Raw genomic sequence first — 24048 nt, 5'->3', positions numbered from 1 at the left:
ATCATCATGACCGCCCTGCGCCGGCTCGTCGGCGACCGCAAGGCCGCGACGGCCGTCGAATATGGCCTGATCCTGGCGTTCATCGTCATCGCGATGATCGTCGCCCTGCGTGCCATGGCCGATGCGACCACCGGCATGTGGGGCATGGTATCGGATACCGTTTCCTCCGTCATGGGCTGACGCAGCAAAACTCTCCGACGCCTTAAACCTTTCTCAACCTCCCGCCCCCTAATCTGCGACCGCTGTCCAGGGGGTCACCCGGGGCGGCCGGGTGACTGAAGCTTCCAATTGGGGAAACCGACATGCAGAAGATTCGCAACTTCCTGAAGAATCGCAAGGGCGCGACCGCCATCGAGTACGGTCTGATCGCCGCGCTCATCGCCGTTGCCGCGATCGCCGCGATGCAGGGTCTGGGCAACTCGCTCAACAAGACCTTCAACAACGTCTCGGGCCAGCTGGATTCGCGGACCTAAGACCTGCGCTTAAGACAGGAAAGGGCGGTGGAACCAACGTTCCGCCGCCTTTTTCTTTACCTGTCCTTGATCCGCATCGCCCGCCAACGGTCGGTCGCTCAAATCCGCCCGATCTTCAGAAACTTCGCGCGCCTCGCCGCGCGCACCGCCGTCGGCTCCTGCCCGTCGAGCGCCGTCAGCTCCTCCCACAGCGCATCCCCCAACGAGGCAATCGCCGCCGCCGGATCGCGGTGCGCGCCGCCAAGCGGCTCGGGCACGATACGGTCGATCACGCCCAGCGCCTTCAGGTCTTGCGCCGTGACCTTCATCGCCTCCGCCGCCTCGGCCGCCTTGTCCGCCGTACGCCATAGGATCGACGCGCAGCCCTCCGGTGAGATCACCGAATAGACCGCGTGCTCGAACATCAGTACGCTGTTGCCCGTCGCCAGCGCCACTGCGCCGCCCGAGCCGCCCTCGCCCACCACCGCGGCAATCAGCGGCACGCCCAGCTCGAGACACGCCTCGGTCGAACGCGCGATCGCTTCCGCCTGGCCGCGCTCCTCCGCCTGCACGCCGGGGAAGGCGCCCGAGGTATCGACCAGGGTCAGCACCGGCAGGCCGAAGCGGTCGGCGAGTTTCATCAGCCGGATCGCCTTGCGATAGCCCTCGGGCTTGCCCATGCCGAAATTGTGCTTGAGACGGCTCGCGGTATCATCGCCCTTCTCGTGGCCGATCACCATCACCTTGCGGCCGCGGAACATGCCGAGCCCGCCGATGATCGCCTGATCGTCGGCGAAGGCGCGGTCGCCGGCGAGCGGCATGAAATCCTCGACCAGCGCGGCGATGTAATGCTTGAAATGCGGCCGATCGGGATGGCGCGCGACCTGCGTCTTCTGCCAGGGCGTCAGCCGCGCATAGGTGTCGCGCAGCAGCTTGTCCGACTTGGCCTGCAGCTTGGCGATCTCGGCATCGATGTCGATGCTGCTGTCCGCCGCGCTCTCGCGCAGCTCGTCGATCCGGCCCTGCAGCTCGGCGATCGGTTTCTCGAAGTCCAGGAAGTTTGCCATGAGCGCGCCTGCGGTTAGGCCCGGCGGAGCGGCACGTCAACGAGCGGATGGCGCTGGTTGACCAGCTCGACCAGCCGCCGGCTGTCGACATGGGTGTAGATCTCGGTGGTGGCGATGCTCGCATGGCCCAGCATCGCCTGCAGCGCGCGCAGGTCCGCGCCGCCCTCCAGCAGGTGCGTGGCGAAGGCATGGCGCAGCACGTGGGGGCTCACCCGCTCGGGCGGAATGCCGGCCTCCGCCGCCAGTCCCTTGACGATCTGGTAGAGCCTGACCCGCGAGAGATGCTTTTTGCCCGACGGGAACAGCCACGCGCGATCGCTCGCGACATGGTCCCGCCACACCGCCACGGCGGCGCGCGCGCGATCGGAGATCGGCACCAGCCGCTCGCGCCCGCCCTTGCCGCGCAGGATTAGATAGGGCCGGTCGGGCTGCACCGCGTTGCGCGGCAGCGACACGAGCTCACTCGCGCGCAGCCCTGATCCGTAGAGCAGCTCGACCAGCGCGGCGAGCCTCAGGTCATTGGGATCGGCCGGCACCCGCGCGATCCGCGCCTCGATCGCGGCGAACATCGCGTCGACATCGGCGGTCGACAGCACCTTGGGCAGCGACCGCGCGGTTCCCGGGCGGGGCAGCGCGGCGCCGGGGTCGTCGCTCCTGAGGCCCTCATCGGCCAGGAAAGCGAAGAAGCGCCGGAGCGCCGCCGACTTGCGCGCCACGGTCGACCGCGCCAGCTCCGCCCAGCCGCCCGCGAGCCGCTGCAACGCCTCCGCGTCGGCGGAGCCGAGCCGTCCGCCCAGCACTTCCGACGCCAGCATCAGGTCGCTGCGATAGGCGGCGATGGTATTCCCCGCCGCCCCGGCCTCCGCCGCCAGCATCTCGAGGAAGCGCTCGACCAGCGCCCGATCCTCACCGGCAGGCATCAGAGCCGCGCGATCGCCTCCGCGGCGATCATCCGCGCCTCGCCTTCGAGGCCGACCGCGCGCAGCGCCGCAACGCTGTGGAACAGCACCTCGGGCGGCACCCCCCGCCAGCTCGTCGTCTGCATACCCACACCGGCAAGCAGCAGCACCGTACCCGCTTCGCCCCGCGCCGCCGCCGCCTCGATCGCGCGGGTCCAGCTGTTCTCCAGCCCGAAGCGCACGTCGAACGACCGTCCGAGCCGCTGCGCCTCGTCCTCGGACAGCCGCCCGAGCCCGGCGAGCCCGGCGAGCAGCATCCGTGCCTTCAGCCGCTCGGCATCCTGATCGCCGCTGCGATAATCCTCGACGTCGCCGGGCCGCACCCGGCCTCCGCGCGGATCGGTGAGCGCGATCATCGCCCAGGCATCGCCCGCCCGCGGCGCCACGCCGCGCCAGCGCGCCGCCATGGTATCGAGCCCACCGGTCAGCATCGAGGCCACGAGCCGATCGGAATCGCCCGCGAGGTCCTGCGCCGGCGCGACCCGTGCCGCCGCTCGCGCGGTCAGGATCAGCCGCGCGAAGCGTTCGCGCACCGTCTCGCCGCTGTCCCAGATCTGCCGCAGCGCGCCGATCCGTTCCTCGGGCGTCGCGCCGGTGAAGGCGGTCTGCAGATCGTTCGCCCGCGCGCCCGCTGCCGAGGTACTTTCGCCGCCGGCAGCGATCTCGCCATAAAGGTCAGCCAGCGCCAGGCTGGAGAGCACACCCTGCGCGGCCGCCATGTCGGCGACGCCGACCCGGTCCGCCGGCTCGATCATCGGCGACGTCGCGCGCCACGAGGCGACCTGCGCCCCCACGGTCCCGAACAGCTCTGCCGGGATCTCTACCCCGGTCGCGGTGGCGAGTCCGTAGCGCCAGATCGTCAGCCGGTCGACGCCGTTCCATTCGGTCGGCTCGATCGTCACCGAACGGCCGCCGCCAGCGCCGACCACCTTCTCGGCCAGCAGCGCGTCGAGGGTGCGCCCCATGCCGCGCCGCGCGGACTGGAGCTGCTGCCCCGCCTCGCGCGGCTTGCCGGCCAGCGCGGAGCACATCGCCTTGGCGAAGGCCCAGCCGCGTTCGTTCGATACGCCCGACGCGGGCTCCGCCAGCGGGCAGAGACCCGCCGGATCGCCGGTGGCGAGCATCGCCTGCATCGCCACCTGGAACAGCTTGGGCGTATAATCCTCGGTATCGACGCTCTGCACCACCGCGCGCGCCACATCGGCCTCGCCCATGCGCAGCAGCAGCCAGGCGCGTTCGGCGGCGAAGTCGGCGCCGTTGACGCCCGGCGGCGGCGCCAGCCGCGACGCCAGCGCGCGGCGCAGCGCGATCGACAGCCAGCGTGACGGCAACGGCGCGTCGAGCCGCCGCATCAGCAGCTCGATCGTGCGGCCATTCGCACGCCCGAAGGCATTCAGATCCACGCCGCCGCTGTTCGGCCCGATCGCGCCGAGCTGGTTCAGCGGCCGCTTGGCATAGGCCGGCAGCTCATAGGCAGAGAGGTCGACCGGCGTCGGCGTCGCGGTGGGCGTCGGCGTAGGTGTCGGCACGGCGCCCGGCGGCAGCAGCTCGACCGGCGGCGGTGCCACTGCCGGAGCAGGCGCAGGCGTACCCGGCTGCACGGGCCGCGACGCGGGTGCTGGTCCCGGCGCCGGGGTCGGCGCGGGTGCGGCCGGCTCGTTGAAGCCGGGCGGCAGGATCGATTCGGGGGCGTTCTGTCGGCTGCTGGCGAATCCCGCGCCCGCCGCAAGCGCCAGGGCGAGCGCGCCGAGCCCGACGCTAGCTGAGGTTTTCAAGCGCGACCGCCTTCTCGACCTTCACCGGAGCCTTCTCGCTATTCCGTCCCGCCAGCCAGAACATGCCGCCTACGAGCACGACGAGAATGAGGAGGAGAATGACCAGGGAACGCGACATGACCAACCTTTGCGGACTTTTGTTACGGGCCTTTTGCCCGACCGGCACCCTCGCTGTATAGCCCCCGCCGACGATGTTGCACTCCCCACCTCGCAAACCGCTCTGGACGGGCAAGCCGATCGTACTGGTAGGGCTGATGGGCGCCGGCAAGTCGACGGTCGGCCGCCGCCTCGCGATGCGGCTCGGCCTGCCCTTCATCGATGCCGACAGCGAGATCGAGACTGCCGCCGGCATGACGATCACCGAGATTTTCGACACCTTCGGCGAGCCTTATTTTCGCGACGGCGAGCGCCGGGTGATCGCGCGCCTGATCGACGGCACGCCCAAGGTGATCGCGACCGGCGGCGGCGCCTTCATCAACGACGACACGCGTGCGCTGATTCTCGATCAGGCGCTGGCGGTGTGGCTGGATGCGCAGCCGCAGGTGCTTGCCGATCGCGTCGCGCGCCGCGATACGCGTCCGCTGCTCCGGGGCCGCGACCCGCACGACGTGCTGTCCGACCTCGCCGCCAAGAGGAATCCTTATTACGCCATGGCCCCCATCCGCGTGCCCAGCAACAACGCCCCCCACGAGCATACCGTCACCGCGATCCTGAAGGCGCTGGGGCTGTGACGATCGTCCGCGTCGACCTCGCCGACCGTAGCTATGACGTGGTCATCGAAAGCGGTCTGTTGGGACGCGCCGGCGAGCGCCTCGCCCCGCTCTCCCGCCGCCGTCCGATGGCGATCGTCACCGACGAGAACATCCGCCCGCATCTCGCCACGCTCCAGGCGAGCCTTGCGGCGCACGGCGTCGCCAGCGAGCCGATCGTCCTCCCACCGGGCGAATCGACCAAGAGCTGGGCGAGCCTCGAATCGCTCACCGACCGCCTGCTGGAGCTGGGCGTCGAGCGCGGCGATCATGTCATCGCGCTCGGCGGCGGCGTGATCGGCGACCTCGTCGGCTTCGCCTGCGCCATCCTCAAGCGCGGCTGCGGCTTCGTCCAGGTGCCGACCACCTTGCTGGCCCAGGTCGATTCGTCAGTCGGCGGCAAGACCGCGATCAACGCCCGCGCCGGCAAGAATCTGATCGGCGCCTTCCACCAGCCGAGCCTCGTCCTGATCGATCCCGACGTGCTCGACACGCTGCCCCCGCGCCAGCTGCGCGCCGGCTATGCCGAAGTCGTCAAATATGGCCTGATCGACGACTTCGCCTTCTTCGAATGGTGCGAAGCCAACGCACCCGCGCTGCTCGCCGGCGACCCCGCGGCGCGAGAATATGCGATCGCCCACTCCGTCGCCGCCAAGGCCCGCATCGTCGCTGCCGACGAGCGCGAGACCAGCGGCACGCGCGCCCTGCTCAATCTCGGCCACACCTTCGGCCATGCACTGGAAGCGGAGACCGGCTTCTCCGACCGGTTGCTGCATGGCGAGGGCGTCGCGGCCGGCATGGCGCTCGCCTTCGCCTTCTCCGCGGCGCAAGGCATCGCTCCCGGCCAGGATGCCGAGCGCGTCGCCGCGCATCTGCGCGCCGTCGGCCTTCCCGACAGTCCCGCGGCGGCGGGTATCGACGCGAGTGGCGAAACGCTGGTCGCGCACATGCTCCACGACAAGAAGATGGATGCCGGCGCCCTCCCCTTCCTGCTCGCGCGCGGGATTGGCCGGACCTACCTCGACAAGACGGTGGACCTGACGGCGGTGGCGGCGTTCCTCGACGGCCGGCTTGTCGCTGAAGCGCAAAGTGATTAATTTCTAATCAAGTCGATTGGAAACCGATCATGAATGCCCCGACCAAGGTATTGACCGCTCATGTGCCGGCAAGTCTTGCCGAGCGAGTCGATCGCATGGCCTCGCGGCTCGAACGCTCGCGCGGCTGGGTGATGAAGCAGGCACTCGCTGCATGGATCGACCAGGAGGAGGAGCGCGATCGGCTGACGCGTGAGGCGTTGGCGGATGTCGATGCGGGACGCCTGATCGATCACCAGGACATTTGCGCCTGGGCCGATAGCCTGGCGACCGACGAACCGCTCCCGCCCCCGACGGCATGAAGGTTCGATGGACGAACCGCGCTTCGGCCGACCTCGTTCGGCTTCATGCTTTTCTTGAACCTGTTGCACCGGATGCCGCGGCGCGTGTCGTTCGGGAACTCGCTCACGCGCCCGAACGCCTGCTCGACTATCCTCGGATCGGCGAAAAGCTTGATGCGTATGAGCCGCGCGAGATTCGCCGCATCCAAGTCGGCCACTATGAGCTGCGATACGAAATTGCCGACGCGACGATCCTTATCCTTCGCCTGTGGCACGCTCGGGAAAACCGCAGCTTCGATGGCGACGACGACTAAGGATTGGCCGTCCCCATCGCGCTCCACGCCAGCCACAGCCACCCCGCGATCATCGCCGCGCCGCCGATCGGCGTCACCGCACCCAGCCAGCGCGGCGCGCCGAGTGCCATCGCGTAGAGCGTGCCCGCGAACACCGTTCCACCCAGCACGAAGCACCAGGCCGGTCCCGGCGCCGCCATCCGCGCCGCCACCAGTGCCGCGACCGCGTGGATAAGCTGATACTGGCCGCCGGTCCTGAGCCATTCCGCCGCCTGCCCCTCGGCGCCATGCGCACCGAACGCGCCGGCCGCCACCGCCAGCGCGCCCGACAGCGCCGCCAGAACCGAGACCAGGTTCATCCGCAATCCTCCCCTAGCGTGTCGCGCAGGTTGCGCGGCGTGACGATCATCGTGTCGCGCGCCGCGCGGATGTCGCCCGATTCGAACTGAATCTTGAGCCGCTCGCGGTCGCGGGCGCGATAGAGGTCCTCCGTCCGCCGGATCTCCTCCTCGTCGACGCCGACCGCCGCCATCGCCTCGCGCGCCATGCGGATTGCCGATTCGATCAGCTCGCGCACCACACCCCGCGCCGGCGAGCCCCGCAGCTTGAGCAGCTGCCGCCGATCGAACGCACGCACAAAGATCGCGGCGTTGGGAAACGCCTCATGCACCGCCTCGACCAGCTCGGCATCGACCCTGTCCCCGTCCATGCAGAACAGGATCAGCTCCGCCTCGCCCGCACCGGCCTGACGCAGCAGGTCGACGCGCGTGCCGTCGCCATAATAGACCTTTGCGCCGAACTCGCCGGCGACATCGATCATCTCGATGTCGGTATCGACCAGCGTGACGGCGATCCCCTGCGCCAGCAGCATCTGCGCCACCGTCTGCCCGAACCGGCCATAGCCGACGATGATCGCGTTGGAGCCGTCGGCCTTGGGGCCCTCGCGCTCCTCCTGCACGATCGGCTCCGCGCGCATCCGCCGCGTCGCCATCATCAGGAACGGCGTCGTCGCCATCGACAGCGTCACGATCGCGCCGAACAGGCTCGCCGCCTGCGGCTCGATCAGCCAGGCGTTCTGCGCCTGCGCGAACAGCACGAAGCCGAACTCGCCGCCCTGGCTCAGCAGCAGCCCCAGCGCGAGCGCCCCGCGCCAGCTCATGCGGAAGGCGATGCCGATCAGGAAGATCACCAGCGCCTTGGTCGCGACCAGCGCCAGCGCCATCGCCGCGACGAACAGCGGCCGCTCGGCGATCGCGGTGAGGTCCAGCGTCATGCCGACGGTCACGAAGAACAGGCCGAGCAGGATCGACCGGAACGGCTCGACGTCCGCCTCCAGCTCGTGCCGATAGGGCGAATCGGCGAGCATCATGCCCGCGATGAAGGCGCCGAGCGCGGTCGACAGTCCCAGCATCTGCATGATCGCCGAGCTCGCGATCACCGTGAACAGCCCGGCGAACACGAACATCTCGCGCTCGCCCAGGTTGCCGATCAGCCGGAACAGCGGACGCAGCAGGAAGCGGCCGGCGAGCACCAGCCCGACGATCGCCGCGACCGTATAGACGAACAGCACCCATCCCGGTGGTCCGGCGGCGTCGGCGGGATTGCGGCTCATCGCGGCGATGATCGTGATCATCGGCACGATCGACAGGTCCTGGAACAGCAGGATCGAGAAGGCACGCTCCCCGAATGGCGTGCGCAGCCGCCCCGCCGACTGCAGCATCGGCAGCACCTGCGCGGTCGAGCTGAGCGCCAGCGGCAGGCCCAGCGCGAACGCAGCCGCGACCGAGAATTTCGCGCCGAAGCCGATGATCGCGGCGATCGCCAGCCCGCACAGCACGACCTGGAGCAGCCCGAGCCCCAATATGTCCTGCTTCATCCGCCACAGTCGCGACGGATTGAGCTCGAGCCCGACCAGGAACAGCAGCAGGGTGATGCCGAGCTCGGAGAACTCCATCTTGGTCTCGGCCCCGCCGACGAGACCGAGCAGCTGCGGCCCGACGACCGCGCCCGCGACAAGATAGCCGAGGGTCGCCCCCAGCCCGAGCCGGCGGAAGATCAGCACGAACACCAGCGCGAAGCCGAACATCGGCACCATGTCGCGCAGGAGCCCGGCGGTGGCGTGCGCCCCTTCGCTCATCGGCCGGCGCCCTGGCGGGCGGCATCGGCAACGGCCTCGAAGGCCAGACGGATCGAGGGATGCCGCGCGCTGTGCGGCAGCGCCGGCGCGAGCAGATCGAGTCCCGGCCAGTCCGGCGGCGCATCGCGCTCGCCGGCAAGCCACGCGGTCAGCGCATCGCGCGCCTCCTCCAGCTCCGCGACCGACCGCCCCACCGCATGGCTCGCCATCAGCGACGCGGACGCCTGCCCCAGCGCGCAGGCCCTCACCACCATCCCGATCGCCGAGACGCGGCCCTCACCGTCGAGGTCGACATCGACCGTCACCCGGCTCCCGCAGATCGGCGAGCGTTTCTCGGACGACCCCATCGGCACCTCCAGCCGCTGCTGAAAGGGTACGCCGGCGGCGAGGCGAAGGATTTCGGTGTTGTAGAGCGGCGCGTTCACATCCGCCATGTAGGCGGCAAATCCGCCGCCGCCCAGCCCCTCATCCGGCTGCGATCATGAAACGGAGATTGACGCTCCTGCCCGTCGATCTACCTCTTGCGCACGAAGGGTCGAGGGAGCGGATGACGATGAGATTGCGCTGGCTGCTGACAGGGCTGCTGTGCACACCGCTTCCCGCACAGGCTCAGCTCGTAGGCATAGGTCTGGATGCCGACGCCCGGATGGTGGATGGAGAAGTTCTGCCGCCCCCCGCACCTCCGCCGGATCGCGTGGTTTTCCTGGAGTTCCGTGACGGCCGCGCCCTGAATCGCCGTGAGGTCGAGGTACCGATCAGCTTCCAGGGACCACCCTCGGCAATCGCCTTCACGCGAGACCGGCGAACCGCCTTCGTCACCGCTGCAACCGGCCGCACGCCCGCGCAGCCGGACAAGATCGGCCCGGCGGACCTGCTCACCGTCGTCGATCTCGCCGGGGCGCAACCGCGCGTCGTCCAGACGCTCCACCTCGGCGCCTCGCCCGCGTCGCTCGCACTCAGCCCGGATGGCTCGATGCTCGTCGTGCCGCACGCCGACGACGACAGCGCCACCATCCTGCGCGTGACCGGCGACGGCCATGCCGCGATCGTCGAACGCGTCCGCTTCGCCAAGGGCGCCCGCCCCCTCTCCGCGGCCTTCCTGCGGGAGATCGCGTGCTGATGACCTTCGCCGGGCAGAACGTCACCCGCCTGTTCGCGGTGGAGGCCGGCCGCCTGAAGCCGGAGCCGCTCGCGGAGCTGAGCGCCGGCGTCTATCCGGCCGCGCTTGCGGTCTGCGGGAACAGCGGCCTCGCCGTCGTCGCCAACTACGGCGTAGTAAGCGGCGATGCGGACACGATCAGCCTCATCGACCTCGCCGGCGAACGCCCTCGCGTGATCGACACCGCGACGGTCGGCCCCGCACCGGAGGGCGTCGCCTGCTCGCCCGACGGCCGCCACGTCGCCGCCGCGATCCAGAACATGAGCACCGTCGCCGCGACCGATCCCCGCTACGCACCGGCGAGCAAGATCATCCTTCTCTCGATCGAAAACCGCCGCCTGACCCGCCACGCGGAAGCCGACCTCGGCGCCTGGTCGCAGGGGGTCGCGTTCGTCGAGGGCGGCGCGACGCTGGTGGCCGAGAGCATCGTCGACACGTCGCTCCATGTCTTTCGCGTCGTCAATGATCGGCTGCAGGCAGCCGGACCACCGATGCGTTTCGAAACCGGCGGCCCCGCGTCGCTCGGCGTCTCGCCGGACTAAAAGGTCGGATGGCCTTGGGAGGTCAAAGCTCGGTCACCCGATCCGCCCGGAGTTCCGAAGCCCGGCCGCGGACATGCTTTCCGCCGCTCAATGCGTATTCCCCGCCCCGCTCGCATTCTCCGACGCGCTGAAGCCGGACGCCTCGAACACCGGCTCGCCCCGCCGCCGCTTGTCGACGAAATCCGCGATGCTGGCGCTGGTCGCGTTGAGCAGCGGATAGGTGCGCGACGTCGTGATCCACGCGGGCCGGCGCTTGGCGCCGCCGCCGATCGTGTCGATCACCAGCACCACCAGCAGGAAGCCGAGGCTCGCCAGGATCAGCCCCTTGAGCGCACCGAAACCGAACCCCAGCGCCCGATCGACCGGCCCCAGGACAGAGCTGCGCGTCCGCGATCCGATCGCATTCGCCACCAGCCGCCCGCCGAACCAGGTCACGCCGGCGATGATCGCGAACGCCAGCGTCGCCGCCCCCGCCGCGGTTCCCACCACCCCGGCGAACAGCGTGGAAAGGGGCGTGTGGAACAGCTTCAGCGCGAACACGACGAAGATCCACGCCATCAGCGACAGCACTTCGGTGACGAAGCCGCGCAGCAGTCCCAACACCGCTGCCCCGCCAACGGCAATCAGCACAACGATGTCGAGTGCGGTCAGGCCCATATGATCGATTCCCGTCCCCCGCCGCCCGCGCCACGCGAACCGGCTTTCCCGCTCCGCTATCCCCGCCCCAGCAGATGGTCAACGAACCGCCCGAGGTTGCCGAAGCTCGCGACCTCCACCGCCGCGCCTTCGCTTCCCTGCTTGGCCGGCACCAGCGCCCGGCCGAATCCCAGCTTCGCGGCCTCCTTGAGCCTGAGCGCGCCATGCGCCACCGGCCGCACCTCGCCCGACAACGCGATCTCGCCGAACGCCACCGCATCCGCCGCGATCGGCCGCTCGCTCAAGGCGGAGACCAGCGCCGCCGCCACCGCCAGGTCCGCCGCCGGGTCCTGCACGCGATACCCGCCCGCGATGTTGAGATAGACCTCGCACGAGGAGAAGCTGAGCCCGCACCGCGCCTCCAGCACCGCCAGGATCATCGCCAGCCGACCCGAATCCCAGCCCACCACCGCCCGCCGCGGCGTCGCACCGGACGCGAGCCGCACCGTTAGCGCCTGCACCTCGACCAGCACCGGCCGCGTGCCCTCCAGCGCCGGAAACACTACCGTCCCCGCCACCGTCTCGTCACGCGCGGTGAGGAACAGGCTGGAGGGATTGGCGATCTCGCTGAGGCCCCCCGCCTCCATCGCGAACACGCCGATCTCGTCAGTGCCGCCGAAGCGGTTCTTGGTCGCACGCAGGATGCGATACTGGTGGCTGCGCTCGCCTTCGAAGGCGAGCACGGTGTCGACCATATGCTCCAGCACGCGCGGGCCCGCGATCGTGCCGTCCTTGGTGACATGCCCGACCAGCACCAGCGCCGTCCCCCGCTCCTTGGCGAAGCGGATCAGCTCCTGCGCGGAGGCGCGCACCTGGCTCACCGTCCCCGGCGCGCCCTCGATCAGGTCGGAGTGCATGGTCTGGATCGAATCGATCACCAGCAGCGCCGGCGCCGCGCCTTCTCCCAGCGTCGTCAGGATGTCGCGCACCGACGTCGCCGCAGCGAGCCGTACCGGCGCCCGCCCGAGCCCCAGCCGCTGCGCTCTGAGGCGCACCTGATCCGCCGCCTCCTCGCCCGACACATAGGCCACCGCGCGCCCGGCGAGCGCCAGCCGCGCCGCCGCCTGGAGCAGCAGCGTCGACTTGCCGATCCCCGGATCGCCGCCGATCAGCGTCGCCGACGCTTCGACGAAGCCTCCACCCAGCGCCCGGTCGAGCTCGGCGATCCCGGTCGCCATCCGCTCGGGCAAGGGAATCGCGGTGTCGAGCCCGCTCATCTCGATCGCCCGTCCGCCCGACTGCAGGTTGTGGCGCGCCTGGAACGGCGTCACCACCGCGCCTGCATCCTCGACCAGCGTGTTCCATTCCCCGCAATCCGCGCATTGCCCGGCCCATTTCGACGAGACCGATCCGCACAGCTGGCAGACGTAGCGCTTCTGGGGTTTGGCCATGCGGAGCGGCTTAGCCGAACCGGAACGATAAGGGAACATGGCAAAGCGGCGCCTTCCCTGCGCGGCAGGGGTAGGCTATGCACTGCACGCTCATTCAGGGAGAGCGTCATGCGGTCGATCCTGGCCTTTGCCCTATGTCTCTCACCGGCGGCGGCGAACGCGCAGGACGTCTGGGGATGGAGCGTGCTCGTCCCGTCCTACACCGGCACCGACACGCTCGGGCTGCACCTGCGCGACCGGATGAACCGCGCCGATCGCCCGGGCCCGGCGCAGCGCGAGGAGCGGCGCCCGGCCGCCAAGGCGCCCGCCGCGACCTTCCGCTATGCACCCTCGCGTGAGCGCCGCGCCGCCAACCTCGCCCGCTTCGTCGAAAGGAGCCGGGCGATCGATCCGAAGGGCGCGGACGGGCTCGCTCAACTGTTCGCCCAGGGCGACATCATCGAGCGGATACGGCCGGAGCTGGCGAAACATGGCCTCAGCGTCGACGACGTCGCCGATGCCTATGCCGTGTGGTGGATCAACGCCTGGCAGGCGAGCCGCGGCCTGTCCGGCGACGTGAGCGATGCCGCCACCGCTTCGGTGCGCCGTCAGGTGACCGAGGCGATGGCCGCGACGCCGGCATTCCGCAGCGCGGGCGACGCCGCCAAGCAGGAAATGGCGGAATCCTTCCTCATCCAGGCGGTGCTGCTGGCAGGCGCCGTCGAGCAGTCGAAGGGCAACCGCGCGCAGCTGGACGCGGTGAGCCGGGCCGCGGTGCAGGGCGCGCACGGCATGGGGATCGACCTGCCTGCGATGACGCTGACCGACGACGGCTTTGTTCCCGCCGATCAGGCCGGCGCGGCCTGGCCTCGGCCCGACGGAGAGCCGGTCGAGCTCGCCCGGCGATAGGGCGATCGGTCGCAGGACCATCGACATAGCGCGGCGCGCCCCACCCGATACCCTCTCGCCGGCGCGGCACCCGCCCGCGCTTCGGGGTGGAGTTCGCGCGGCGCGGGCGCTATCGGCGCGCGCCATGCACCCTTCCGACCTTCGCGTCGCCATGTTCAGCGGCAACTATAACTATACCCGCGACGGAGCGAACCAGGCCCTCAACCTGCTGGTCGGCCATCTGCTCGAGCGGGGCGCCGCGGTGCGCGTCTATTCGCCGACGATCGATCCGCCCGCCTTTCCGCCGACCGGCGACCTCGTCAGCGTGCCGAGCTGGACGATGCCGGGCGGCCGCAAGGAATATCGCGTCGCGCGCGGCCTTCCCGCCCGGACGCAGCGCGACCTCGCCGCCTTCGCACCCAATCTCGTCCATGTCTCCGCGCCGGATATCCTCGGCCATCGCGCGATCAGCTGGGCGCGACGCCGCGGCATTCCCGTCGTCGCCTCGCTCCACACCCGGTTCGAGACCTATTTCCGCTACTATCACATCGGCTTCCTCGAGCCGCTGGCGATCCGCGCGCTGACGCGCTTCTACAACCGCGTCGACCAGGTGCTGACCCCGGGCCAGTCGACCGCGGATATCATCCGGTCGTGGGGCGTCACCACCCCGATCGGCATCTGGTCCCGCGGCGTCGATCACGACCGCTTCAATCCCGCGCGTCGCAGCCTCGAGTGGCGCCGCTCGCTCGGCATCGCCGACGACGAGGTGGCGATCGGCTTCCTCGGCCGGCTGGTGCTGGAGAAGGGGCTCGACATCTTCGCCGACGTCTCGCGCGAATTGAAATCGCGCGGCGTCCCCCATCGCGTGCTGGTGGTCGGCAAGGGCCCGGCGCGCGACTGGTTCGCCGAACGCGTCCCCGATGCGGCCTTTGCCGGCTTCCAGCGCGGCGACGATCTCGGCCGCGCCGTCGCCTCGATGGACATGCTGTTCAATCCCAGCGTCACCGAGACCTTCGGCAACGTCACGCTGGAGGCGATGGCGGCGGCCGTCCCCGTGATCGCCGCACGCGCGACCGGCGCGGTCGATCTCATCGAGGAGGGCGTCAACGGCCATCTCGTCCCCCCTCGCGACGTCGGCGCCTATGCCGACGCGATCGCCCACTACGTCCGTGACGGCGAAGCCCGCCGCGCCGCCGGGGCAGCGGGTCATGCCAAGGCGGCCGCCTATGTGTGGGATGCGGTCAACCAGGTCGTGCTCGACGCCTATCTGGAGGTGATGGCGCGCAGGACGCGGGGCTGATCCCTCACTCCGCCGGAAGGACGCTCTCACCCCGCAAGGGGCAAAAACCCGCCATCTCCGGCCGCAGCCGGTACACGCGCTGCGGCAGCGAGCCGATCCGCACTGCTCCGACCACCCGATAGCGTTCCGCCAGCACCAGCTCCACCTCGCGCACCGCGGCGGGGTTGCTGTTGTCCTTGGCCGCCCGCACCACGATCGTGCCGGGACAGCGGCCCAGCACGCGCCGCAGCTCCATCAGCGGATCGACCCCGATCGCCCGCGCCTCGCGGGTCTGGCTCAGGTGGCTGCGGAACAGATAGGGCGTCAGCGTGCACGAGCGCGTGAGATGGTAAAGGATCGGCTCCGCCCCGAAGCCGAACATGCACCCCGCCGGCCGATCGCCGATCATCCGCACCAGCGAGGCGATCGCCTTCGCGTTCCCGCGCCGCTTCACATGATCGCGGACGGTAAGCCCCGCCAGCACCAGCCCCAACAGCAGCAGCGGCACCACGATCCGCCACTCGAGCCGCCGCGCCTGCCCCGCCCGCGCGAACATCGGCGCTGCGGCGACGCTCAGCGGCACCAGCACCGGCAGGAAATAATGCGCCTTGAATGATTTCCCCAGCAGCACCGCCAGGATGGCCACTCCCAGCCACAGGAGCACGAATCTCATTGCCCGCCGCTCCGCCGGCGACTTCGCCGGCCGGCGCCGAACGCCCACTACGGCGCAGGCGAGCAGCGGCAGCAGCCCGACCGCGGCGAGCGCCACATAGGTGACCCTCTCGACCGCCGTATCGACGGCCTCCTGGTCGAAGATCGAGACGAAATTGGCATAGGCAAAGGCGCCGCCATGCCCCGCGGCGGCATAGCCGGCATAGGCGATCAGCGTCGGCAGCAACGCCGTACCTGCCCACAATGCCGCATCGCCGGCCAGTCCGGGCAGCGCCGCCCCGCTGCGATGCCGCCGCCAGACCAGCGCCAGCCCGAACAACAACCCCTCGAACAGCACGGTATATTTGATCTGGATGGCGATCCCCACCAGCGCCATCGCCGTCACGCCACGCCAGCGCGCGCATGCGCCGCTCGCGTCGCTCACCACGTCGACCATGATCAGCGCCGCCCCGGCCATGGCGAGGTTGAAGAACAGCGGCGCCTGCGCGCCCGCTCCATCGAAAATCAGCAGCCAGACGAGGTAGATCACGCCCGCCATGATCGACGCTGTCGCACCGGTTCGCCGCGACGCGATGCAAGCGACCAGCCACGCCGTCGCCGCCGCAGACAGGGTCGCAGCGACCTGGCAGGCGATGATCCCATTCCCGCCGCCGATCCACCTGGCGGCGGCGAAGATCAGGAACAGTCCGATCGGCTTCCTGTCCCAGATGTCGACGAACGGCAGCGCGCCGTGCAGCATCCGGTCGCCGACGAGCAGGTAGAATTGCTCGTCGCTGTGGATCACCGGATTGCCGAACAGGGGAAAGCGCAGAGCAAAGGCGACGAGCAGCAGGATCAGCGCATACCCCATGTGGAGCCGCTGTCGATCGCCTGTATTTTCATGGGGTTGGAGATGCATCGGCACCTCCTTGCCCTCCTTTTACGCGGAAGGCCATCGACGCGCGATCGGCGATCGGCGCTACGCTGTCCCGGAACGGCGCAGCAGGCCCTCCATCAACGCACGGAATGCCGGAATCGCCCTCCGCGATGCCTCCCGAGGATCATCGGCATTGGCGATCCACTGCGCCGCATAGGTCGAGGCACCGCAGACGAGCCGGGCGGTCGCTTCGGCATCGACCGGCTCGACCAGCCCCTCGGCCTGCAGCCGCTCGAGGCTGGCGCGCAGCGCGGCGACGCAGCCTTCCGTGTTCGACCAACGGAACGGATCGCCGAGCACCGCTGGTCCGTCGCGCAGCATGATCCGCTGGATCTCCGGCTCCAGCGCCAGCTCGACATAGGCGATATTCTCGGCGACGAAGCCCTCCCAGGGGGAAGCGGCCTTTGCCGAAACCTTGTTCAGCCGCACCGCGATCTCGGCGTCGATCTCAAGCAGCACCGCCTCGAACAACCCCTTCTTGTCCCCGAAATGGTGATAGAGCGCGCCGCGCGTCAGCCCGGCCTCCGCGGTGAAGTCGTCCATCGACGCCTCTGCATAGCCCTTCTCGCCGAATGCCTTGCGCGCCGCGGCGATCAGCCGGGCGCGGGTCTCTGCCGCCGTTTCCGCGCGGGATTTCGCCGCCATCGTAATTCGCTCCGCCCAGGCAGTTGACATACGTGTCGTATGTCACCACGTATTTGACATACGACGCGTATGTAAGCCATCCGACCGACGTCGCCAAGTCGAGGGGGCCAAGCCGAGAGGGCACGAGCATGACCAATCCCTATGCAGCGATCTTCCGGGCGCGGGGTGCGAAGGGCTTCGCTACCGCAGCCTTCGTCGCCCGGCTGCCGATCGCGATGGCGCCGATCGGCATCGTCACCATGCTCTCGCAGAGCCGCGGCGAATATTGGCTGGCTGGCGCGGTAGCGGCGACATTCACCCTCACCAACGCCGTCGCCGCGCCGCAGATCTCGCGGCTGGTCGACCGGCTCGGACAGTTCCGGCTGCTGGTCCCGGCCACGACGATCGCGGTGCTGGCCTTTGCCGTACTGATGATCGCGACCCACCGGCAATGGCCGGCCTGGACGCTGTTCGCTGCGGCGCTGGCGGCGGCGGCGATGCCCAGCATCCCGGCGATGGTCCGCGCCCGCTGGACCGAGTTGTTCCGCGACCGGCCTGAGCTCAACACCGCCTTCGCCTTCGAATCCGCGGCCGACGAGCTGGTCTACATCGCCGGCGCCTCGCTGTCGGTCGGGCTGAGTGTGGCGCTGTTCCCGGAGGCGGGCGTATTAGCCTCGACCCTGTTCCTCGCGCTGGGCACCACCGCCTTCGTTCTGCAGCGCGGCACCGAACCGCCGGTCCGGCAAACCGGATCGGGGCCGGGCAGGTCCGCGATCCTACTGCGGCCAGTCCAGCTCGTCACGCTGACGCTGGTGTTCGTCGGCGCTATCTTCGCGACCGCGGAGGTGAGCACCGTCGCCCTCACCCGCGATCTCGGCCAGCCCGGCGCCGCCAGCCTGGTGATCGGCGTCTATGCTGCCGGATCGTTCGTCGTCGGCGTGATCGTCGGCGCGCTCAACCTCAAGGCGCCGCTGCAGCGCCAGCTGCTGGCCGCGCTCGCCGTGCTGCTGGTCACGACGCTTCCCCTGCTACTGGCCGATTCCGTCCCGTTGCTGGCGCTGACCATCTTCGTGAGCGGCGTCGCGGTCTCGCCGACCTTCATCACCGCTTTCGGCCTGGTCGAGCGCAGCGTCCCGTCCGCGGTGCTGACCGAAGGCGTGACCTGGGTGACGACCGGCATCGGCATCGGCATGGCGCTGGGGGCGTTCGTCTCCGGCTGGGTGGTCGACGAATTCGGCGCGCGCAGCGGCTTCCTGGTATCGGTGGGCGCCGCCGTGACGGCCCTGTCGATCGTCGCGCTGGGCCAGCCGGTGCTGACCCGGGCGCTCGGCACGGACCACCGGGGCTAGGGCCGATCGACATTCAAATCCTCCCCTACAAGGGGAGGTGGCGGCCGCGCAGCGGCTGACGGAGGGGTGTCCCCCCTGTCACACACCTCCACCATTCGCCTGACGGCGAATGGTCCCCCTCCCCTTGCAGGGGAGGATTTTGGGACAACGCCGCCGCGCCGCCGGTATCTGAATGTCGATCGGTCCTAGGACGGCGATCGTCAAGACGCCGCGCCGGCAGCGAGCGTTTGCGCCGCCCTGGGCCGAGACCGCACCAGCAGATAGAATGCGAGGACATGCGTGATCATCAGCGCGGGCACGTAGAGGATCGGAATCCAGTAGGTCGCCGCCAATTCCCCTGCCAGTTCCGGCAAGCGAACCTGGGCGCCGTGATAATAATTGATGAGAAGATCGGCCGTTCCCACCGCATTGAAGGCCACGACGAGCAGCCAGAACAGCGGACGCACCCGGACGGTCAGCAGCGCCAGCATGGCGAGGACCCCGGCGACGAAATCGCCATAGGCGGCGGGCACCGCGAAGCCCGTGGGCAATTCCCGGCCGACCACGCCTGGAAGGATGAAGGCCAGGCCGAAGAAGCGGAAGCTGTGCAGCGTGGCAATCGCCCGCTGCGCCTCGACAGGGTCCATCGACTTCAGCCTGGGCAGCACATAGGTGCCGAGGAGGAGCCAAGGCACATAGCCAAGGATCATCTGGATTCCGAAAATGGTCGACGGCGCCATATGCACCTCCTGTCGGGACTATCCCGCACGGGCTCGATGATGGATTCGGGCATATCGCGTGCTATGCATGGTACCGATGGGTACCATAGTCAAGGGACAAAATGTGAGGATGACAACCGGAGCTCCGCCATCGCCGATGGATAGGGAGGCTGGCGCCGCCCGAATGCGCATCATCGATGCCGCGTTCGAAACCTTCAGCGCGCGCGGCTATTCGCAGACGAGCATGTTGGAGATCGCGACCCGCGCGAAAGTCTCCAAACGCGAGCTCTATGCCTTGGTCGGCAACAAGCACGACATGCTGGTCGCCTGCATCACGGAACGAGCGGGGCGCTTGCGCGCGCCGGCCGACATTCCCGAGCCTCGCGATCACGATAGTCTCTTCGATGCGTTGGCGACCTTTGGGAAACGGCTCCTGCGCGAGATCAGCGACCCGATCGTCCTCGGCGTCTTCCGGCTGGCGATTGCCGAAGCCGAACGGACGCCGGAGATCGGGCGCGCGCTGGATGCGATCGGCCGAGCGGCGGCGCGGAGAGAGTTGGTGGCCCTGCTCGAAAAGGCGCAGGGACACGGCCTTTTGCGCGGAGGAGACCCCGCTGACATGGCGATCCGGTTCCTGGCGTTGCTCTGGGGCGACCTCATGATCGGTCTGCTCCTTCGCCTCGTCGAACCGCCGTCGGCGGAGGAAGCCGGGCGTCGGGCTCGCGACGCCGCCTCAGCCTTCGTGCGTCTGCAAGCAGCTGGGACCTAGGGTCTTTCCGGTGAGATTGGATCGCTGCCATTCCCGCGAAGCCTGTCCTGAGCGCCTGCCTTGGCAGGCAGTCGAAGGGTCGGAATGCTGCAGCGATAGGAAAACTGCATGCTGGCAATCCTCGCCGGCCTGTGTTTCTATGCAGCGAATGCATGCCGTTGGTCGATGTGTCGATAACTGACGGGGAGTGCTCTTATGTCGATCGGACATCACGGACTGACGCCGGGCCGCTTGATTGGTGGCTGCATTCTCGCGGTTACCCTGGCGTCCTCCGCACCAGCTCAAAACGCGGCGCCGGGAGATACCGGCCGGCCGCGCCCCGGGACACACGCCAAGACGTCGGTGGCGGCTCCACAGCTCCGGGCAACCCAACCCACCTCCCGCGCAGCAACCGCCACGCAGCCGAGCTCCGAGCTGGAGATGGTCAAACTTCAGCAAAAGATCAGCGAACGGCAGAGGGCGATAGCCCTGGCCAAAAGCATGGCCAAGGCCCAATCCGAAAGCCAGGCGACGATCGCAAACAATGTAGGCCGCTAATTCTGCTAGCTTCTTAAGCCAGGCTCTCAACCCACGCGAACGCCAGCGGCGCCTCGCGAAACGCGAAGCGGTCGACATGCCGCGCCACCGCGTCCTTCAACGCGTCGAGCTGCCCTTCGATGCTGGCGTCGATCCGCACGTCGAGCGTCTCGGCCTTGGCGGCGAGCGTCACGAGCGCATCACCCGGCCAGTCGGCGCCGCGCGCGTCGCGCGGGAAGACGATCGTCCCATGCTCGGCGTTGAACACGACAGTGAGGTTATGCTGCCAGTGCTTGCACAGCTGCTGGAGATATTTGCTCGCCTGCGCCGTCGGCACCTTGGCGATCGCGCTGATCGTCATTCGCGGTTCCTCCCTGAAAAGCTGCGCCGGTGGCGTATAGTCCAGCCACCGGCACAGAAGTTGAAGGCAGTTCACTTGCGCTCCAGCCGCTCGATGCGACGGGTAGCCTCGTCGAGGATGTCGGCGATCGCGTGCAGCGTCTCGTCGTCGACGTCGCTCTGCGACAGCCGCTCGCCGAGCGCCGAGCGCAAATTGCCCATCGCGCGGCGGATCACGCCGCCGCTGGTGCGCTCGCGCTCCTCGCCGAGCTCGGTGAGCCGCGCCAGCAGCGCCGCCACTTCCTCGGCCTTGGCCTCGAGCTCGGCGTGGCCGGCCTCGGTCGCCGCGAACAGCTTGCGCGCGCCTTCCGACTGCTGCTCCTCGGTGAGGCCCATGTCGGCGAGCATGGTGAGCGTCGGATAGACCACGCCCGGGCTCGGCGCATAGGCGCCGCCGCTGCGCTCCTCGATCTCCTTGATGAGGTCGTAGCCGTGGCGCGGCTGGTCGGCAATCAGGCGGAGCAGCACGAGCCGCAGCTCGTTGCCGTCGAACATGCGCCGGCGACCGCCGCGTCCGCCGCGGCCACCCTCGCCCGCCATGTCCCAGCCGAAGGCGAAGAACGGGCCATGGCCCCAAGGGCCGCCCCCGCGCCGGCCGCCCCAGCGGCCGCCGCCATGCCATCCGCGCGGCCCGCAGCCGCGACCTTCTCCACGATGTCCGAAATGCATTGAAATGTTCCTTTGATGATTCATGATGCGTCTAAGATATATCTTGAGTCTTATGAGTCAACCCCCATTGCACGTACGACTTTCGTGACTTTCGGGCGCGGCATCCCGAAAGCAGCCGCTGGCCCATCGCCCCCGTCGCCCCTATCTTTGGCAGGCCATGGCCGACCTCTTCGCCGCCTTCGATCCGCCCCCCGCCGCCGACGTGCCCTCGCCGGACGCGCCGCTCGCCGACCGGCTGCGCCCGGCGCGGCTCGAGGACGTGGTGGGCCAGGAGCATCTGACCGGCCCGGAGGGCGCGATCGGCCGCATGGTCGCTGCCGGGCGCCTGTCGTCGATGATCCTCTGGGGCCCGCCCGGCACCGGCAAGACCACCATCGCCCGCCTGCTCGCCAACGCGGTGGGGCTGCGCTTCGTCGCCATCTCGGCAGTGTTCTCAGGGGTGGCCGATCTCAAGAAAGCCTTCGCCGAGGCCCGCCAGGCCGCCCGCGCCGGCCAGCGCACGCTGCTGTTCGTGGACGAGATCCACCGCTTCAACCGCGCCCAGCAGGACGGCTTCCTGCCCTATGTCGAGGACGGCACCGTCACCCTGGTCGGCGCCACTACCGAGAACCCCTCGTTCGAGCTCAACGCCGCGCTGCTGAGCCGCGCCCAGGTGCTGATCCTCCACCGCCTCGACCGCGCAGCGCTGGAGAAGCTGCTCGATCGCGCCGAGACGATCATGGAGCGCCCGCTCCCGCTCACTCCTGCCGCCCGCGACGCGCTGGTGGCAAGCGCGGACGGTGACGGCCGCTTCCTCCTGAACCAGGCCGAGACGCTCTATTCGGTCGACATCGCAGAGCCGCTCGACCCGGCAGGTCTCTCCAGCTTCCTGCAGCGCCGCGTCGCCGTCTACGACAAGGACCGCGAGGGCCATTACAATCTGATCTCCGCGCTCCATAAGTCGATGCGCGGCTCGGACCCGCAGGCTGCGCTCTACTATCTCGCCCGGATGCTGACCGCCGGCGAGGAACCGCTCTACGTCCTGCGCCGCATCACCCGCTTCGCCAGCGAGGACATCGGCCTCGCCGATCCCAATGCGTTGGTGCAATGCCTCGCCGCCAAGGACGCCTACGACTTCCTCGGCTCACCCGAGGGCGAGCTCGCGATCGCGCAGGCGTGCCTCTATTGCACCACCGCACCCAAGTCGAACGCCGCCTATGTCGCGCAGAAGGCCGCGTGGCGCTCGGCGAAGGAGACCGGCTCGCTGATGCCGCCCGCCTCGATCCTCAACGCGCCGACGCGCCTGATGAAGGACATCGGCTACGGCAAGGGCTACGCCTACGACCACGACACCGACGAGGGCTTTTCCGGCGCCGACTATTGGCCCGAGGAAATGGGCCCGCAGACCTTCTACGCCCCCACCGACCGCGGCTTCGAGAAGCGCCTGCGCGAACGGCTCGACTATTGGGAGCAGCTGAGGCGCGAGAAACGCGATGGCTGAGCGCTTCGACAGCTGGGACGACGTCACCGCCTTCGCCCTGGCCTTGCCCGACGTGGAACTGGCGCCCTTCTACGGCACCCCCTGCCCCCTGCTCGTCCGCTACGGCTCGGCCGATCCCGAGCGCGTCGCCAACATCATCCGCCGCGCGTGGTGGGACCGCGCGAAAAAGCCCCAACGCACCGCCTTTGGCCCACGTCCCTGATCATTTCACCCATTTCGCCGCGATCGACTGGTCGGGCGCCATCGGCCCGCGCCAGCCCGGCATCGCGGTTGCGCTATGCACGCGCGATGGCGGCCCGCCCGCATTGGTCCGGCCCGGCCATATCTGGTCGCGCGCCGACGTGCTCGACTGGCTGAGGCGCGGCCTCCCGCCCGCCACGCTGGTCGGCCTCGACATCGGTATGTCGCTACCCTTCGTCGACCGCGGCGACTTCTTCCCCGGCTGGAGCGAGAGCCCGTCGGACGCCCGCGCGCTCTGGGCGCTGGTCGACCGTCTGTGCGACACGGACCCGCACCTCGCCGCCTCCAGCTTCGTCGATCATGCGGAGGCGTCGCGCCACTTCCGCCGCCACGGCGGCCGCGCCGGCGACCTGTTCGAGCCGGGCCGCGGCCGCCTGCGCGTCACCGAGGTCGCCCAGCACGAGCAGGGCCTCAATCCTTACAGCAACCTCAACCTCGTCGGCGCCGCCCAGGTCGGCAAATCCAGCCTCACCGGCATGCGCCTGCTCCACCGGCTGAAGGATGCGCTGCCGATCTGGCCCTTCGATCCGGCCCCCGCCGCCGGCTCGCTCATCGTCGAGATCTACACCAGCATCGCCGCCCGCGATGCCGGCCGCCCGCGCGGCCGCACAAAGATGAAGACGGTGGAAGCCCTCAACCAGGCCCTCGTCTCTCCGGCGATCGCCAGCGCTCCGGTGCCGGGTACAGGCCCGATCGACGACCACAGCAGCGACGCCCTCCTCACCGCCGCCTGGCTGCGCGCCTGTGCCCGCCGCAAGGAACTCTGGCGCCCGGCCGCCCTCGTACCCGCCCTCGCCCACACCGAGGGCTGGACCTTCGGCATCACATGACGCAAGGGAGCCGGACGCCGGTTTAGCTCAGCTGGTAGAGCAGCGGTTTTGTAAACCGAAGGTCGCGGGTTCGATCCCTGCAACCGGCACCACCCCCTCCGTCACAACAATCCTCCCCGAGCACGCCCGGGGAGGATCGGCAAGC

Annotated in this window: 30 protein-coding genes and 1 tRNA gene; 17 read left to right on the top strand and 14 right to left on the bottom strand. The window is 69.3% G+C overall.

The window, feature by feature from the left end:
* Nucleotides 1–6: 6 nt before the first annotated feature.
* Together AC2YHA_RS03340 and AC2YHA_RS03335 are read left to right on the top strand one after the other, a co-directional pair.
* Complete coding sequence (locus AC2YHA_RS03340; RefSeq protein ID WP_233782880.1) at nt 7–180, top strand: Flp family type IVb pilin; 174 nt, start codon at nt 7–9, stop codon at nt 178–180.
* A gap of 122 nt (nt 181–302) precedes the next feature.
* Nucleotides 303–473: a Flp family type IVb pilin gene (locus AC2YHA_RS03335; RefSeq protein WP_487400365.1), complete on the top strand. Its 171-nt coding sequence runs from the start codon at nt 303–305 to the stop codon at nt 471–473.
* A gap of 98 nt (nt 474–571) precedes the next feature.
* Here AC2YHA_RS03335 and AC2YHA_RS03330 read toward each other — a convergent pair whose 3' ends face one another.
* Genes AC2YHA_RS03330 through AC2YHA_RS03315 form a run of 4 tightly spaced genes read right to left on the bottom strand, consistent with a single transcriptional unit; the run spans nt 572 to nt 4371 of the window.
* Nucleotides 572–1519, bottom strand: coding sequence for an acetyl-CoA carboxylase carboxyltransferase subunit alpha (locus tag AC2YHA_RS03330; protein ID WP_487400364.1), 948 nt, complete (start codon nt 1517–1519; stop codon nt 572–574).
* A 14-nt stretch (nt 1520–1533) separates the two neighbouring features.
* Nucleotides 1534–2439, bottom strand: coding sequence for a tyrosine recombinase (locus AC2YHA_RS03325; RefSeq protein ID WP_487400363.1), 906 nt, complete (start codon nt 2437–2439; stop codon nt 1534–1536).
* A complete protein-coding gene (locus AC2YHA_RS03320) occupies nt 2439–4253 on the bottom strand; it encodes a hypothetical protein (RefSeq protein WP_487400362.1) in 1815 nt (604 codons plus the stop codon). Before AC2YHA_RS03320 ends, AC2YHA_RS03325 begins: the two co-directional genes overlap by 1 nt.
* Nucleotides 4237–4371: a hypothetical protein gene (locus tag AC2YHA_RS03315; RefSeq protein ID WP_264757851.1), complete on the bottom strand. Its 135-nt coding sequence runs from the start codon at nt 4369–4371 to the stop codon at nt 4237–4239. The genes AC2YHA_RS03320 and AC2YHA_RS03315 overlap by 17 nt, the downstream gene beginning before the upstream one ends.
* Nucleotides 4372–4444: 73 nt before the next feature.
* Here AC2YHA_RS03315 and AC2YHA_RS03310 point away from each other — a divergent pair, with 73 nt between their 5' ends.
* The 4 genes from AC2YHA_RS03310 to AC2YHA_RS03295 are packed head-to-tail and all read left to right on the top strand — an operon-like array spanning nt 4445 to nt 6691.
* A complete protein-coding gene (locus AC2YHA_RS03310; RefSeq protein WP_487400361.1) occupies nt 4445–4984 on the top strand; it encodes a shikimate kinase in 540 nt (179 codons plus the stop codon).
* Complete coding sequence (gene aroB / locus AC2YHA_RS03305) at nt 4981–6099, top strand: 3-dehydroquinate synthase (protein ID WP_487400360.1); 1119 nt, start codon at nt 4981–4983, stop codon at nt 6097–6099. The genes AC2YHA_RS03310 and aroB overlap by 4 nt, the downstream gene beginning before the upstream one ends.
* Before the next feature lie 29 nt (nt 6100–6128).
* Nucleotides 6129–6398 carry a CopG family ribbon-helix-helix protein gene (locus AC2YHA_RS03300; protein WP_487400359.1) on the top strand — a complete coding sequence of 90 codons (270 nt, stop codon included), beginning with the start codon at nt 6129–6131 and terminating at the stop codon, nt 6396–6398.
* A complete protein-coding gene (locus AC2YHA_RS03295; RefSeq protein ID WP_487400358.1) occupies nt 6395–6691 on the top strand; it encodes a type II toxin-antitoxin system RelE/ParE family toxin in 297 nt (98 codons plus the stop codon). The genes AC2YHA_RS03300 and AC2YHA_RS03295 overlap by 4 nt, the downstream gene beginning before the upstream one ends.
* On the opposite strand, the gene AC2YHA_RS03290 is transcribed toward AC2YHA_RS03295, so the two are convergent.
* The 3 genes from AC2YHA_RS03290 to AC2YHA_RS03280 are packed head-to-tail and all read right to left on the bottom strand — an operon-like array spanning nt 6688 to nt 9232.
* On the bottom strand, nt 6688–7029 hold the full coding sequence (locus AC2YHA_RS03290) for a DUF423 domain-containing protein (protein WP_487400357.1): 342 nt from the start codon (nt 7027–7029) through the stop codon (nt 6688–6690). The genes AC2YHA_RS03295 and AC2YHA_RS03290 overlap by 4 nt on opposite strands.
* The gene (locus tag AC2YHA_RS03285; RefSeq protein ID WP_487400356.1) at nt 7026–8807 is read right to left on the bottom strand and encodes a cation:proton antiporter domain-containing protein; all 1782 of its coding nucleotides are present in this window, start codon (nt 8805–8807) and stop codon (nt 7026–7028) included. The genes AC2YHA_RS03290 and AC2YHA_RS03285 overlap by 4 nt, the downstream gene beginning before the upstream one ends.
* A complete protein-coding gene (locus AC2YHA_RS03280) occupies nt 8804–9232 on the bottom strand; it encodes an iron-sulfur cluster assembly scaffold protein (RefSeq protein WP_487401689.1) in 429 nt (142 codons plus the stop codon). Before AC2YHA_RS03280 ends, AC2YHA_RS03285 begins: the two co-directional genes overlap by 4 nt.
* A gap of 128 nt (nt 9233–9360) precedes the next feature.
* Between AC2YHA_RS03280 and AC2YHA_RS03275 the strand changes: the two genes are divergently transcribed.
* Nucleotides 9361–9927, top strand: a complete 567-nt coding sequence (locus AC2YHA_RS03275; protein ID WP_487400355.1) for a YncE family protein — start codon at nt 9361–9363, stop codon at nt 9925–9927.
* Nucleotides 9921–10508: a YncE family protein gene (locus tag AC2YHA_RS03270; RefSeq protein ID WP_487400354.1), complete on the top strand. Its 588-nt coding sequence runs from the start codon at nt 9921–9923 to the stop codon at nt 10506–10508. The genes AC2YHA_RS03275 and AC2YHA_RS03270 overlap by 7 nt, the downstream gene beginning before the upstream one ends.
* An 87-nt stretch (nt 10509–10595) precedes the next feature.
* Here AC2YHA_RS03270 and AC2YHA_RS03265 read toward each other — a convergent pair whose 3' ends face one another.
* Nucleotides 10596–11165: a CvpA family protein gene (locus AC2YHA_RS03265; RefSeq protein WP_487400353.1), complete on the bottom strand. Its 570-nt coding sequence runs from the start codon at nt 11163–11165 to the stop codon at nt 10596–10598.
* A 56-nt stretch (nt 11166–11221) separates the two neighbouring features.
* Nucleotides 11222–12595 (bottom strand): DNA repair protein RadA, encoded by a 1374-nt coding sequence (gene radA / locus AC2YHA_RS03260; protein ID WP_487400352.1) that lies wholly within the window; start codon nt 12593–12595, stop codon nt 11222–11224.
* Between the two features lie 108 nt (nt 12596–12703).
* Here radA and AC2YHA_RS03255 point away from each other — a divergent pair, with 108 nt between their 5' ends.
* Nucleotides 12704–13483 (top strand): DUF6683 family protein, encoded by a 780-nt coding sequence (locus tag AC2YHA_RS03255; protein WP_487400351.1) that lies wholly within the window; start codon nt 12704–12706, stop codon nt 13481–13483.
* Nucleotides 13484–13607: 124 nt separating this feature from the next.
* Nucleotides 13608–14762, top strand: coding sequence for a glycosyltransferase family 4 protein (locus tag AC2YHA_RS03250; protein ID WP_233782895.1), 1155 nt, complete (start codon nt 13608–13610; stop codon nt 14760–14762).
* A gap of 4 nt (nt 14763–14766) precedes the next feature.
* Here the strand turns inward: AC2YHA_RS03250 and AC2YHA_RS03245 are convergent, their stop codons facing one another.
* The gene (locus AC2YHA_RS03245; protein ID WP_487400350.1) at nt 14767–16263 is read right to left on the bottom strand and encodes a hypothetical protein; all 1497 of its coding nucleotides are present in this window, start codon (nt 16261–16263) and stop codon (nt 14767–14769) included.
* Between the two features lie 108 nt (nt 16264–16371).
* Entirely contained in the window at nt 16372–16974 is a 603-nt protein-coding gene (locus AC2YHA_RS03240; RefSeq protein ID WP_233782897.1) for a TetR/AcrR family transcriptional regulator, read from the bottom strand.
* Nucleotides 16975–17102: 128 nt separating this feature from the next.
* On the opposite strand from AC2YHA_RS03240, the gene AC2YHA_RS03235 reads away from it, so the two are divergent.
* Entirely contained in the window at nt 17103–18302 is a 1200-nt protein-coding gene (locus tag AC2YHA_RS03235) for an MFS transporter (RefSeq protein ID WP_487400349.1), read from the top strand.
* 200 nt (nt 18303–18502) lie between these two features.
* On the opposite strand, the gene AC2YHA_RS03230 is transcribed toward AC2YHA_RS03235, so the two are convergent.
* Nucleotides 18503–19021: a hypothetical protein gene (locus AC2YHA_RS03230; protein ID WP_233782899.1), complete on the bottom strand. Its 519-nt coding sequence runs from the start codon at nt 19019–19021 to the stop codon at nt 18503–18505.
* A gap of 163 nt (nt 19022–19184) precedes the next feature.
* Between AC2YHA_RS03230 and AC2YHA_RS03225 the strand changes: the two genes are divergently transcribed.
* Entirely contained in the window at nt 19185–19769 is a 585-nt protein-coding gene (locus AC2YHA_RS03225) for a TetR/AcrR family transcriptional regulator (RefSeq protein WP_487400348.1), read from the top strand.
* Between the two features lie 195 nt (nt 19770–19964).
* Nucleotides 19965–20306 carry a hypothetical protein gene (locus AC2YHA_RS03220; RefSeq protein ID WP_487400347.1) on the top strand — a complete coding sequence of 114 codons (342 nt, stop codon included), beginning with the start codon at nt 19965–19967 and terminating at the stop codon, nt 20304–20306.
* A gap of 13 nt (nt 20307–20319) precedes the next feature.
* Here the strand turns inward: AC2YHA_RS03220 and AC2YHA_RS03215 are convergent, their stop codons facing one another.
* Together AC2YHA_RS03215 and AC2YHA_RS03210 are read right to left on the bottom strand one after the other, a co-directional pair.
* Entirely contained in the window at nt 20320–20646 is a 327-nt protein-coding gene (locus AC2YHA_RS03215) for a DUF2218 domain-containing protein (RefSeq protein ID WP_487400346.1), read from the bottom strand.
* A gap of 71 nt (nt 20647–20717) precedes the next feature.
* Complete coding sequence (locus AC2YHA_RS03210; protein WP_233782903.1) at nt 20718–21353, bottom strand: PadR family transcriptional regulator; 636 nt, start codon at nt 21351–21353, stop codon at nt 20718–20720.
* Between the two features lie 157 nt (nt 21354–21510).
* Here AC2YHA_RS03210 and AC2YHA_RS03205 point away from each other — a divergent pair, with 157 nt between their 5' ends.
* The 4 genes from AC2YHA_RS03205 to AC2YHA_RS03190 all read left to right on the top strand — a co-directional run bounded on the left by AC2YHA_RS03205 (nt 21511) and on the right by AC2YHA_RS03190 (nt 23995).
* Nucleotides 21511–22833, top strand: a complete 1323-nt coding sequence (locus AC2YHA_RS03205) for a replication-associated recombination protein A (protein ID WP_487400345.1) — start codon at nt 21511–21513, stop codon at nt 22831–22833.
* Nucleotides 22826–23035: a hypothetical protein gene (locus AC2YHA_RS03200; RefSeq protein ID WP_487400344.1), complete on the top strand. Its 210-nt coding sequence runs from the start codon at nt 22826–22828 to the stop codon at nt 23033–23035. Before AC2YHA_RS03205 ends, AC2YHA_RS03200 begins: the two co-directional genes overlap by 8 nt.
* Nucleotides 23019–23903, top strand: coding sequence for a hypothetical protein (locus tag AC2YHA_RS03195; protein ID WP_487400343.1), 885 nt, complete (start codon nt 23019–23021; stop codon nt 23901–23903). Before AC2YHA_RS03200 ends, AC2YHA_RS03195 begins: the two co-directional genes overlap by 17 nt.
* Nucleotides 23904–23919: 16 nt before the next feature.
* Nucleotides 23920–23995, top strand: a tRNA-Thr gene (locus AC2YHA_RS03190).
* Nucleotides 23996–24048: the final 53 nt, after the last annotated feature.

It is taken from the genome of Sphingomonas sp. SRI_018, assembly GCF_057586275.1.
The sequence above is the reverse complement of the archived record's forward strand: the minus strand, read 5'-3'. Positions and strand labels throughout refer to the sequence as shown.